We start from the raw sequence: 12595 nt of genomic DNA on the forward strand, positions 1-12595 counted from the left end.
ACAAGGTTTCTAGGAGCTGAATGCTTTCCAATTTTCCGGTAAGTGGTACACATTAACTACCTTCTAGTGTTTGGCTATCTTCTAGCATCTTTTCTGCTAGAAGGTCGCATATTCTAGCTAGAAACTGAGCTAGCATCCAATCTCATACAGCAATTTTAGAATAAATGGAGTCTACAATCCTGCCGACCAACCACTAATTCTGTTCTTTTCCATCTACAAGCCCGTCATAGTTGATGAACAATATAGCAAAATAGCTGCCGATTGTTTTCACAATCCCCACATAAAAATTCTGGGTGCCACTGCACACCTAAAATAGGAAGTCCGTCTCGTCCTTCCACGGCTTCGATAGTACCATCACGCGGATCACGAGCCGTCACCTGCAAAGCTGGCGCCAAGGTCTTGATGCTTTGCTTATGAAAAGAATTGATGAGACTTCCCTTATGAAAAAGCTGACTGACTCGGCTATTGGGACGAATACGCAAACCATGTGACGTTCCTTTTACGGTATCCTGCCAATGGTTTCCAACGTCCTGCTGTAAGCTACCACCCAAGGCTACGTTTAAGAGTTGCATGCCCCTACACACGGCAAAAATAGGCTTTCCTTGTTTTAAGGCTTCTTCAATCAAAGCAAGTTCAAACTCGTCGCGTGCTAGCAAATAATCATTACCGTCTATCGCTTGTGCTTCTCCATAAAAATGTGGACTCACATGCTGACCTCCTGAAAGGATTAGTTTGTCAATCATCGTCACATAATCCTTGGCTAAGTCTGGTAGCCCAATCGGAATCACAATCGGCAAGCCACCTGCTACTTTGACACCTTCTGCCAAATCCCTCGCTACCGCTACATAAGTCAAACCAGACAGGGGTGGCATCTCCTTTTCATTTCCTGTAATCCCTACAATCACCTTCCTCATCATACCACCTCACTTCCGTCCATTTTATTCCATCATATCACTCCCTACTTTCCATGTCTAATATGAATCTTTTATCAGCTCTTTTAAAATATTTATCAGTCCTCAGCTGTAATCAGCTAAAGCTGAAACAGCTGCCTATCCACTAAAGGGATTCTGACGCAGAGGGTAGCTGAGAGTTTGCTGAGGCAAACTCCTATTTCCCGCCTTCAAAGGTATAGTATACCTTTGAAGCTAGGAAGAATTATCTTTTTCACACAGACCTTAGTCCGAACTCAATTACATTAAGATGTGAAGCCGTCAAAAAACCGAATGAAAAATAGGAGGCTACCGCAGTGTTCGATGAACACAAGAAAGCCTATCTTTTTTCCGAGGTTTTAGGCTGAACTCAATTACAAGATACAAAGAGCGTTTGACACGAGTTTCACTCGTTCTATTTCACAGACTCCCAGTAATTATCATATAGTTTTAAACTATACCAATCCCTAATCATTTTCAATTATGCAAATAAAATATTTTCTGTTAGGATAGTGTCAAGAATAAGTTTTGGAGGCATATTTATGGCAACAACCGTTATTGGTTTCCCACGCTTGGGTGAATTTCGTGAATTAAAATTTTCAACTGAGGCATACTTTAGGGGAGAAATTAGTGAGACCGCCTTACTCGAGGCAGCTAAACAGCTCCGCAGGAAGCATTGGAACTTACTCAAAACAGCAGGCATTACAGAGCTTCCCAGCAATGACTTCTCCCATTACGACACTGTCTTAGATACTGCCTTCTTGCTCAATGTCGTGCCAAAAGCAGTCCATGAACTGGATTTGACCGATTTAGAACGCTACTTTGCACTAGCTCGAGGTTATCAAGGAGAAAAAGGTGATGTAAGAGCCCTTCCTATGAAAAAGTGGTTTAATACCAACTACCACTACATCGTCCCAAAGTTTGAAAAAGACACACAGGTAAGGCTAGCTTCTAACAAAATTTTTGATGAATTTGCAGAAGCGCAAGCATTGGGATTCCACACTCGCCCGACTCTTGTCGGCCCCTTCACTTTCTTACAACTGGCAGACTATGAAGAAGGCACCAGTCCTGCTGATTTTCTAGAAAGCATTATCGCGGCCTATCAAACAGTCTTTGAAAAACTCGCCGACCTTGGAGCAGAGAGTCTCCAGCTAGAGGAACCGATCTTGGTCAAGGATCTATCTGCTCAGGAAAAAGCCCTTTTCCTAAACATTTACGAAAGACTCTTAGCTGATAAGAAGGGCCTGGCGATCCTTGTGCAGACTTATTTTGGGGACGTGCGCGATGTCTACACAGACTTAATTAACTTGCCCATCGATGCCTTGGGGCTTGATTTTATCGAAGGGAAAAAGACGCTTGAACTCGTCTCAACAGGTTTCCCTTCAGATAAAATCCTCTATGCTGGTATTGTCAACGGAAAAAATATCTGGCGCAATAACTACGAACAGAGCCTGGCCATTTTAGAAAAAATCCCTGCTAAGACTGTCGTACTAACGACCTCCTGCTCACTATTACATGTACCATTTAGCACGGAAAATGAAGAATTTGAAGCAACTATCCTGCAACACTTCGCTTTCGCTGTAGAAAAATTAGCAGAACTTCGGGATTTGGATACGATTGTGACAAAGGGAGCTCCTGATATTTTAGCTAAAAACAAGGCCTTATTTGAACTAGAACGAGTTGAAAAAAACACCGATCTAGCCCGTCGTATTGCAGGATTGACAGAGGCAGACTCCACCCGCCTACCAGCCTTCGCAGAACGCGAAGTGATACAGGCCAAACAATTAAACCTACCTGCACTACCGACAACAACCATCGGTTCTTTCCCGCAAACCGCAGAAGTCAGAGCGACCCGTCTAGCCTTTCGTAAGGGAGAAATCTCTGCTCAAGATTATGATAACTTTCTCGCTCAACAGATTGATGATTGGATTGGCTGGCAGGAAGAAGTCGGCTTTGATGTCCTTGTCCACGGTGAGTTTGAACGTAATGATATGGTTGAATACTTCGGTCAAAACCTATCTGGCTACCTCTTTAGCAAGAATGGCTGGGTTCAATCCTACGGTATGCGAGGAGTAAAACCACCGATCATTTGGAGCGATATCTATCGACTACAACCAATTACCGTCAAATGGTCCAGCTACGCCCAAAGTCAAACAGAAAAACCCGTTAAGGGGATGCTGACAGGGCCTGTGACGATTCTCAACTGGTCTTTCCCTCGCGAAGATCTATCGATAAAGGAATCAACCTTACAGATTGCCCTTGCAATCAAGGAAGAGGTTCTTGATTTGGAGGCCGCTGGTATCAAGATTATCCAAATTGACGAAGCTGCCCTGCGGGAGAAACTCCCTCTTCGCAAAAGTGACTGGTATGAGGACTATCTGGATTGGGCCATTCCTGCCTTCCGTTTGGTTCATTCAACTGTCGCACCTGACACACAAATCCACACCCACATGTGTTATAGTGAATTTACTGATATTATCCCCGCTATCGATAGTATGGACGCAGATGTCATCTCCTTTGAGGCCAGCAGGTCCAATCTTGTGATTTTAGACGAATTAAAAGCGCAGAATTTCCAAACACAGGTCGGACCTGGCGTCTATGACATTCATTCGCCGCGTGTCCCAGCTAACGGTGAGATAGACCGTACGATTGAAACCATCCTTGCTAAAGTTCCAAGCCATAAGGTCTGGATCAACCCAGATTGCGGACTCAAAACCCGAGGGATAAAAGAAACACGTGAGAGTTTGGTACGGCTGGTAGAGGCTGCCAAAACTGCTCGTAGAGGACTACAATAATCCAGTGGATTGCAACAGTTCAGAGAACTGTTGCAACGGTCACCTAGAAATAAGAAAGGGACCACAGTAGCCCGAACCTAGAAATGAAAAAGTGAGGTTAGGCAGAGAAATGACTATTTCTATCCCAAAGGGATGCTCAGCTGTAGTCGGCTAAAGCCAAAACAGATGCCTATCTTTTTTCCGAGGTTTTAGGCTGAACTCAGTTACATAAGATACAAAGGGCGTGTAAAAAGCGACTGAAAAATAGGAGATTGACAAGGTATCCTGTTGATTTTTAAGAGTATTACTTAGAAGGAGGAAGCAATGGCACATACCCCTAGTCTTTCATTTGAAATATTTCCACCCAATCCCGCTGCAGGCAATGAGAAAATTCTATCGGCGCTCCGTCACATGCAAGACTTAGCTCCTCACTTCATCAGCGTGACTGCGAGCAATAATAAATACAACCTTGAAGATACTACGGTTCGTCTGGCAGATTATATCCACAATGACTTGGGGATTCCCTCCATTGCCCACCTGCCTGCCATTTATCTGACCAAGGAAGAGGTGACAAATATCCTAGTAGCCCTCGACCAGATTGGGGTTCACAACATCTTGGCGTTACGTGGTGACAGAATTCCGAATATCACTCCTCGAGAAGACTTCCACTATGCGACAGACCTTATTTCCTTTATAAAAGATGAGGCGCCGCATTTTGATATTATCGGCGCGTGTTATCCTGAAAGCCACCCTGATTCGCCCAATCAGGTCTCCGACATCAAGCATCTCAAAACCAAGGTAGATGCGGGGTGTTCAAGCCTCGTCACTCAGCTTTTTTTCGATAATGAAGTCTTTTATGATTTTCAGGAAAAATGCCTGCTAGCTGGTATCGAGGTTCCGATACTGGCAGGGATTATGCCCATTATCAACCGCAATCAAGCACTGCGCTTACTGAATACCTGTGAGAATATCCGCTTGCCACGAAAATTCCGAGCCATCTTAGATAAGTACGAACATGATCCCGAATCCTTGCGAGCTGCAGGTCTAGCCTATGCTGTTGACCAAATTGTCGACTTAGTAACCCAAGATGTGGCAGGAATCCACCTCTACACAATGAATAACCCACAGGTCGCTAACTACATCCACCATGCTACCTATTCCTTATTCAAGCACTCAGCTGTCTAGCCCCTCCTATTCCCTCGTCCTCTCTATTTTCTTGATAGAGAGGACGTTTTGCGTTACAATAGGAATATGATTACCAAAGAACAATACAAGTGTTTTTAGACTAAACCATAATAAGACGATAAACTGATTTTACTGCGTTTATCGTCTTTCTTTTTATGTTATTTTATCTCATTTTATAATTTTTTTGGGTGAATTTTGGGCGAAAAGTTAATAGCCATCAACACCCCAAAAAGCTCCTCTAAAACATCAGCAAATATAACGCAAAAAACACCAGCGTTACAGCTGGTGCAGGAGATTATGAAAAATTTTAGGATTGGGTACAGTGTAACCAACCTATTTGTTATCTCACCGTGTTCACAATAAGTTTATCAAAGTTTAAAATTTCTAATTCTACGTCATCCCTTGTTATACTTGTGTAAGTGTCTTTTATAGTAGTCGCAGGTTGAGACTTCTGTAAAGCGGGCTTTTTTTCACTTTTGTTCACATCACGTTCTATCGTAAAAAAAGTATTTGCATACATCATCATAATCTACACCTCTTCTTTCTTAATTGATAATCAATATTTTTATTGATATCAAAATACTCTTTTCTGTTTATCCATATAGGACCGTCTCCTCTAGTCACAACCAGAACATCTACCGGTCCGCCCACCGTTTCAAGGGAATCGGTGTAGTGACGCTTGAATGACGTTAAATTAACTAGTGTAGCCGCCATATTAGCCAACTCGTCAATGGACAACATACCTACTATATTTAGTATAGGGTCGATAAAATTTTCTTTTTGGGTATCGGCTATTGAGTTAATTATACTATCTTTCTCTTCTGAGGTCAACGAACTTTCTCTAATTTTGTCGCTAACCGCTAGTTCCATAGCTGGATCCATTCCCTTTAGGATAGTTAAAATCATATCAGATTGTGCAAAAGGGATAATAGAAGCCGTGCATCCAACTGAAGATATCTCTACTTCTTCTTTTTTTATTAATTTCAACCTTTCATTATACGAAAAACTAAGTTCATAAGAAACTAACGAAGGGAATAATTCATCCTCGCCATATCCACAAATTACAATTCCGGATATACTTTCAAACATATTTCTATATATAACCAACTCATACATAAATGTCAAAAAGTCATTTAAAAATTCTTCAAATGGCAACTTAAAATGTTTAGTCAGTATGTCAATGCAAAAGCCTTGGAAGTCTCCCAAAAAAGTTTCAGGTTCGATATCGCATTTAAAAAAGCGCCTATCAATACATTCTCTGCGCATTGATTCAATTTTTTCTTTTATAATATCTACAATCTGTCCGTCATCAATCTCGTGATTGTCGCTTTGTGCTTGAATAGCATTAATATCTTCACCAGCATATTCCGTAAGGGTCACTAAAGCTCGATACATCATTGCCTGTATCTGTTCTTTAGCAATTTCAGGATTATTGAATTTGGGTTGTTTTACAAAATCAATAAATTGATTCGCACAATCCTCAATCGTTTTAAAAACGGTTTGCTTATTTACTCTCCTATACTCTTTAAAAATTATCTCCCAAGGAATTCCCATGTAATCAGCATCTCCATAAATCATGAAACCTATATCATGAGCACTACCAAAAGAGAATAGCTTATTAGCTGCATTATATGTTTTAGAAGCATTACCATTAGTAATAGTAACTGCACTATCTGCTGCTAGAGCTACACCATGTTTGTTTAATATAGCGATTTCTGCTGTCATATACTTCCTCCATTTCGTATATCATCTGTAATCAGAATAATATAAGTACAAACTTTATGCAAGCGATATATTCAATAAAAACAAAAAAATCCCGCCCAGATTTCTCTGAGCGGGTGCAGCTGTGTTATTATTTAAAAGTTCCCCAAGCAGAACCGAAACGTTCTCCATTTTTTGTCGCACCTGTAGCGACATAGTTGCGCTTTCCGCTACCGCCGATATACGATACCCAAACAAATCCATTTACATCAATGATAACTGTATCATACTCGAAAGATTGTCCTTTAGTGTACTGAGCCACTACTTGACCTGATGTATTCGGCGCACGTCGAACATTGATAGCATCTACTGTGACAGTCATTGTGCCATGCTCCGTGTATTTCTTAGCTCCACTTGCTGCTGGTGTTGGATTTGACACTGCACCTGGAGGCGTGATGTAATGAGCAACATCGCGGGCATACGCTGACGCACTATAGTAGTTGCGTACTGGATAACGTTTGCCACCGTAATTCTGCTCGATTACTACAAGTTGGTCTCCATTGACTGCCTCAATGATGACTACGTGACCATAAGTACCTCCTCTCAATGTGACAATTTGTCCAGCCTTAAATGGCCCACTAGTAGAGACACTCCAGCCATTAGCCGACCAATTATAAGATGTACCAATATTGTGAGCTGCGATTGTGTCTCCTACGGCACCACTAACCCAACCAATACCAGCACCTAATCCGACTGTCGCGTCTGGACTAATCATTCGCTCATAGTAGCTGGCAAGAGCGTAACATTCACCATTTCCGATAGACTGACCAGAACCAACTAAGGCTCTGACATTATTTAAGGCTTCATTTACTGTTGTCATTGTTTTTTTCCTCCTCGATTATTTCTAAAAACGGGCTAAGCACAAAAGCGATATAGCCCGCAGGTAATAGAATCATCATTACAAGTATTCGCTTCATCGCTTTCATGCTCTACCTCCTTTGCTCATATTTATCGTCAGACTGGATAGCTGAATCTGGTAATTTTGTACGACTATCAATCAGTGTCTGTACAATTTTTGTATTTTCTTTTTTCATTTGGTTAATGTATGGTCGTAAGAAATCAGGGAAACCAATACCTATCGCCTCCCAATTTTCAATAACAGAACCAAGATAGTTGAAAATAAAGAACATACACCAGGCGATACCAATGGTGCGTACCCCCAACGCACGGGCGTACATAGCTACTATTAAAATAACCACGAAAACCAACGCATGTCGTAACAATCCTAACGTCCCTGTCTTGCTATCAAATCGTTTCATCTTGAATGCTTTGATATACCCCGTAACGATATCTAAAAGCATGAGCCAAAAGAAAAAATGGATATAGGGGCTAGTCATTAGTCCCCGCAAATGAATCAATAAATCCCTAAAAAGTAAATCCTGCAACATATATCCCCCTAGTCTGATGCTGATATTGACTCTGCCTCAAGTTCAGCTAAAATCTCATCCTCAATTTTATAGCGTAACTCTCGTAACTCTTGCTCATGTTTACGCATTTCTCTTCGGTTCTTAGCATAAAGCTCTGGCTCATGCAACGTTTCAAATACAGTTGAGACTGCATCAGCGCCTGTGTTGATTACCGTGGTTTTAACAAGTTTTCGCTCCTTACCATCGATAACATGAAATTCTGCCGTTGTTTGGCGTGTCTTTGTGACTTTCAACATAATATCTACCTCCTTCTTATGTCATATACTCATTATCTACCAGATTATATGGGATTTTTTACGTTAAATCATAATTAAAATCTGTCCACGATACACTGCCCCCTTGGCGGTCGTAATCGCGTTAATCACGCCCTGTCCAGCATTAAATTGGATGTGTGTATTCGCTGACCCATCCAATGACCACTGCGGAATAACAAGCATATAATCTTGTGGTGGTATCCAAATACTAGAAGGAATAATACCTATATTCATATTCCCGCCATTACCACTAAAGGAATACTTAACTGCTAACATATCACCAGTTCGTTTGTAGTAACTACCTGAATAACTTGCATATATCCATCCAGTATTGATAAGGTTCGTAGGGGCAGGAGTTGTAGAGGTCAGAACGTATTGCCAAGGCTTCCAAGAGCCATCATTCTTCACTCTTATCAAAGTCAGTCCATCGGTCGCTCTAGTATATGTCTGTTTAACCCAGTCATTCACCAAAACCTCAACTAACAAATATCCGTTTACTCCTGTTGGTCTGTCTGGGCTACCGCTTAGATAGTACATTCCATTTGATGAAATATTGTCTGGACTAGCTTTAGTCACAATCGCTCGCCCATCCTTTGACGTCATCTGATGCAACTGAATAGGATTACCATCTGCATAAATTTCCCCAGAAACATCAAGAGAACCAGGTATACCTAATTCGGGAATTTTTCCAATACCGACACGACCATCTTTATCATATCCCATCACCACACTCTCTGTTGTAATAGTCGCAGAAAAGGTCGTACTTGTAAACTTATCCTCGAGTATACCAATTATTTCAAAAGATTTGTTTGGCGCATAAGCATTTGCCATATTTGCTGCTGAGTTAGTTAGTGCATGGGTACTTTTATAGTATCCGTTAGCCCCAGTATCAGAAACATAATTCTGCGTCCTTGTCATTGCAACTTTAAATGATAACGACATCGTATTCTTTTGAGAACCTCCTAACATTAAAGGAGCTACTTTTGCATTTCTAATAATTTGAACAATACTAGGATTTTCCCTAGTCCTATTTGCTGTAAAACTTAGCACAGGAGGAAAGTATTCAATAACATTGATTGTAATATCTTTAGTTGCTGACTGCCTTCCTCTACTATCTGTAACACTGGCACGAATTGTTGCTGACCCATTGAAATTCATAGAGCCAAACACACCACCATTCGAAGAAATGGACATTTTCTTATTGACTATTTCTGCATAATAACCAGTAATTCTCGAACCATACGAACCACTAGCCCCGTTAAACGTAGTTTGGATATTTGAAATAATTTGTAAAAAGTTATTTCCACCCAATAAATTTCTAACAACACTATTTGTATCTGTGAAAGTAACTCCCGAAAATGTAGGTTTCATACTTGCTGGCACGCTAGCAGTTAGCGTCGTTGACTGTGTACCTATTTTAGTCAATCCCGAATAAGTGTCAACGTAGATTGTCCCTGTTCCACTTGTCGAGTTTGGAATATCGTTGGCAAAATCATTTGGAATTGTCCAAGTCGCAGAGGTATCTACATTACTAGCTATCGTCCCCTGTTTATTGCCCCAATGATAGCGGATAGTATGCTTAAAACTGGAACTTTGACGGGTGATGTTGATGGTAACTGCACTACCAATAACACCAGCACCGACACTTATGAAACTAGAACGTGGAATTGTCGTCAACATGAATGAATGACTGCCGATTGAAAGTGTACCAGGAGACCATCCTCCACTACCACTAAAGCTAGCAGACAGACCAAACGTCTTTGTACCATCTGCGTTGTGTCCAATCGTGACAACTTGGTCTATCAGCCAGACAGTCTGATTGTAAGATAAAACAGATGGACTGCCAGACCAATTCAACCGCTGGCCATTCAAATCAACATAAGCAGAGCAACTATAGCTTGAAAAAGTAGTCGTTGTGTTCAAGAGAGACAATCTCACCCTAACTTGACTACTGTTACTAGCAAAGTTTTGTGACACTTGGTCAATCCATAACCTAATGCGATACCCTCTGTCGTTATTTGACCAAAATTCAGCCATTTTTTCTCTCCTTTCCTAAACTATGCCCAAATTACCAACATATCGAATAACATTTATATCCGGATTGTAGTAATATTCTTCTGTTCTAAATCGCCCAATCTGGACAGAAGCGGTAAAAATACCATTGTCAATGTGAATCACTCCTTGACTAACGTACATAACTTCCTTACCAGATGAGAACATCGATATGCGGTCATTACTAACTTTGATGACAGAACTACCATCATTTTTACCAATAGCCATTCCCTCCTCAGAGCTACTCATATATGTATCAATAAAGGTTTTCATCTCTTTCATACTACCGAAATCTAGTACCATCTTATCAATACGCTCTGCAATAGCTATCAAATCTTCTTCTGACTTAGCCACGCTTTCTGCATTTGATGTTACAAAAGCTAAAAAACGCTTTTCTAACTCACTGAAATTTTCCATCGTTGCTTTTGCTTTTGCTTCAACTTCCATCAGTTGTAGACGCTCATTCAGCATATTCATCTGCTCTTGAGTTAGATTAGCATCTGATTTTGCCTCAATCTTAGCGTGAATATTTGCTAATTGCTCATTATCTAATGCGCCTTTTGCGCCTTTTGTTTTTACCCATTTATACCTTGTCGGGTCTGTGCTATGTACTGCATCAAAATCTGTATATATACCCATATACGACTTTTCCGTGGAGTTAGTGAGTGTAAAACCCTCTGTTCCTGTCTCATTATCAGCCCAAGCAATATGAACATGAGCATCTTGGCCAGATTGCCCACGCTCACCATCAGATACGTTTGCAAATGTGATTTCATCTGTCGCAACTTCCTTGTTATTGACCCATGCAGATACCTCTAACACTAGCTTTTGGCTAAATTCAGAGGCTTTCACGACGTAAGTCGGACTTGTTGTTCTAAAATCTCCATTTACTGCCCAACGCCAGCCACTATCCATTACCTTGTTGCCTTTCATCAATGTTGCGGTAACGACAGACTGCCCTTGACCATTCTTGAACACCGTCCCATTATCTGTGGAGACTCGGATAGTGTAGGGCTTCGCCTCTTCTATCATTTGATCCAATCGAGCTTGGATACCGTTCGATAAACGATTTTCAAGAGCTTTAGCATTTGAAAAAGTCGTCTTGTTTTGGCTAGGATTGGTAAAGCTAATGGCTTGCTCAGACACCCGCATTTCAAGCAAGAGCGTAGGGCTAAAGCCATCATCGTAGACTTGCACGGTGTCCCCTATATCCAAATCCGCAAAGCCCTCAGCCTCATAGGTTACAGCGGGATAGCAGTTCTTCTTCAACTCTCGATAAGCCGTTGAGCGAATAACCTCAGGATTGGAACTTTCTACTGTCATATCCTTTCTAATCCACTGGTCCCCCATTGTGCTACTTGTAAAGGCGGCTGGGTACATTTGCATTGAAAGAGGAGCGTATAGCCCCTCCCCTGATTGATAAAATTCCCGTTCTCCCTTTTCGTTCTTGACTAACCATGCACCCAAACCCGAGATAGTGACCGTGTTTCCTTGGTCATCTCGTCCAGTTGGTCTAATCATGTTGTAGATGTTGGTTTTATCTACAGTTCTGGTCAATGTCTTCAAGTTTTTACCGTACTTGAGGATTGTTGGACTAACTCGCCCTACTCCCTGATGGGTATCGTCGTTTTCATGATAGACGTTAACCACAAAGGACTTGATGGAGCTATCAGCGTTAAGGTGGATGTCAAATTCTATCTCTGCACCGAACTTCTTAGCTAGGCTAAGTAAGCGGTTCAGCTTAGTATCTGTCCCCTCCCATTCAGCTGAAATCTTCTTAGTAGAAATCTCATTAACGCCAATTTTTAAGAATGTAAAGCTAAGCAAGCCCATAGCGTCACAATATTCTTTAAAGGTCATTGCTCTTGGTGACTTATACGGGTTGGCATACTCATTGATTAGCTCTAGGTTGAGATTAATCCCGTAACACTTGATAACTTGTTCATTCTCCTCCACTTTTCGGATGATATGTAGATAGGTCTTCCCCTTGTACTGGAATGATACAAAGGCTTTTTCATTCAGATAGTTGTAAGCTCTCTTTTGCCCTGTATCTGAGATAATGGCCTTTTTAAATACCGTAAAATCAAAAGTGCTTGAACCTGTTTCAAGGTATCTGGTCCAGGTATCATTGAAATAGTTCAACGTAGCCTGCTTCTCGTTATCAATAAAAGCAACCTTTCTCAAGTTTGCATCATGGATGGTCAATAACATAC

10 protein-coding genes are annotated in these 12595 nt (G+C 41.2%); 2 read left to right on the plus strand and 8 right to left on the minus strand.

Annotation, left to right across the window (positions count from 1 at the left end; translation table 11 throughout):
- Positions 1-224: 224 nt before the first annotated feature.
- Positions 225-914, minus strand: coding sequence for a gamma-glutamyl-gamma-aminobutyrate hydrolase family protein (locus BVE84_RS05415; RefSeq protein WP_076996049.1), 690 nt, complete (start codon positions 912-914; stop codon positions 225-227).
- A 557-nt stretch (positions 915-1471) separates the two neighbouring features.
- Between BVE84_RS05415 and metE the strand changes: the two genes are divergently transcribed.
- A complete protein-coding gene (gene metE, locus BVE84_RS05420) occupies positions 1472-3724 on the plus strand; it encodes a 5-methyltetrahydropteroyltriglutamate--homocysteine S-methyltransferase (protein WP_076996050.1) in 2253 nt (750 codons plus the stop codon).
- A gap of 303 nt (positions 3725-4027) precedes the next feature.
- Entirely contained in the window at positions 4028-4888 is an 861-nt protein-coding gene (gene metF, locus BVE84_RS05425; protein ID WP_076996051.1) for a methylenetetrahydrofolate reductase [NAD(P)H], read from the plus strand.
- A 522-nt stretch (positions 4889-5410) separates the two neighbouring features.
- Here metF and BVE84_RS05435 read toward each other — a convergent pair.
- The 7 genes from BVE84_RS05435 to BVE84_RS05460 all read right to left on the minus strand — a co-directional run bounded on the left by BVE84_RS05435 (position 5411) and on the right by BVE84_RS05460 (position 12593).
- Complete coding sequence (locus BVE84_RS05435) at positions 5411-6613, minus strand: hypothetical protein (protein WP_076996053.1); 1203 nt, start codon at positions 6611-6613, stop codon at positions 5411-5413.
- 127 nt (positions 6614-6740) lie between these two features.
- Positions 6741-7469, minus strand: a complete 729-nt coding sequence (locus BVE84_RS05440; protein ID WP_076996054.1) for a PlySs2 family phage lysin — start codon at positions 7467-7469, stop codon at positions 6741-6743.
- Entirely contained in the window at positions 7453-7575 is a 123-nt protein-coding gene (locus BVE84_RS11250) for a hypothetical protein (protein WP_256765657.1), read from the minus strand. Before BVE84_RS11250 ends, BVE84_RS05440 begins: the two co-directional genes overlap by 17 nt.
- A gap of 3 nt (positions 7576-7578) precedes the next feature.
- Positions 7579-8037, minus strand: a complete 459-nt coding sequence (locus tag BVE84_RS05445) for a phage holin family protein (RefSeq protein ID WP_076996055.1) — start codon at positions 8035-8037, stop codon at positions 7579-7581.
- 8 nt (positions 8038-8045) lie between these two features.
- Positions 8046-8312, minus strand: a complete 267-nt coding sequence (locus BVE84_RS05450; RefSeq protein ID WP_076996056.1) for a hypothetical protein — start codon at positions 8310-8312, stop codon at positions 8046-8048.
- A 63-nt stretch (positions 8313-8375) separates the two neighbouring features.
- On the minus strand, positions 8376-10367 hold the full coding sequence (locus tag BVE84_RS05455; RefSeq protein ID WP_076996057.1) for a DUF859 domain-containing protein: 1992 nt from the start codon (positions 10365-10367) through the stop codon (positions 8376-8378).
- 15 nt (positions 10368-10382) lie between these two features.
- The gene (locus BVE84_RS05460; RefSeq protein ID WP_076996058.1) at positions 10383-12593 is read right to left on the minus strand and encodes a phage tail spike protein; all 2211 of its coding nucleotides are present in this window, start codon (positions 12591-12593) and stop codon (positions 10383-10385) included.
- Positions 12594-12595 lie beyond the last annotated feature (2 nt).

The organism is Streptococcus azizii, from assembly GCF_001984715.1.
GTDB classification, from domain to species: domain Bacteria; phylum Bacillota; class Bacilli; order Lactobacillales; family Streptococcaceae; genus Streptococcus; species Streptococcus azizii.

Excerpts from the sequence above, each read along its gene's own strand:
- BVE84_RS05415 (WP_076996049.1), bottom strand. The coding sequence starts at position 914 with ATGAGGAAGGTGATTGTAGGGATTACAGGAAATGAAAAGGAGATGCCA.
- metE (WP_076996050.1), top strand. The coding sequence starts at position 1,472 with ATGGCAACAACCGTTATTGGTTTCCCACGCTTGGGTGAATTTCGTGAA.
- metF (WP_076996051.1), top strand. The coding sequence starts at position 4,028 with ATGGCACATACCCCTAGTCTTTCATTTGAAATATTTCCACCCAATCCC.
- BVE84_RS05435 (WP_076996053.1), bottom strand. The coding sequence starts at position 6,613 with ATGACAGCAGAAATCGCTATATTAAACAAACATGGTGTAGCTCTAGCA.
- BVE84_RS05440 (WP_076996054.1), bottom strand. The coding sequence starts at position 7,469 with ATGACAACAGTAAATGAAGCCTTAAATAATGTCAGAGCCTTAGTTGGT.
- BVE84_RS11250 (WP_256765657.1), bottom strand. The coding sequence starts at position 7,575 with ATGAAAGCGATGAAGCGAATACTTGTAATGATGATTCTATTACCTGCG.
- BVE84_RS05445 (WP_076996055.1), bottom strand. The coding sequence starts at position 8,037 with ATGTTGCAGGATTTACTTTTTAGGGATTTATTGATTCATTTGCGGGGA.
- BVE84_RS05450 (WP_076996056.1), bottom strand. The coding sequence starts at position 8,312 with ATGTTGAAAGTCACAAAGACACGCCAAACAACGGCAGAATTTCATGTT.
- BVE84_RS05455 (WP_076996057.1), bottom strand. The coding sequence starts at position 10,367 with ATGGCTGAATTTTGGTCAAATAACGACAGAGGGTATCGCATTAGGTTA.
- BVE84_RS05460 (WP_076996058.1), bottom strand. The coding sequence starts at position 12,593 with ATGTTATTGACCATCCATGATGCAAACTTGAGAAAGGTTGCTTTTATT.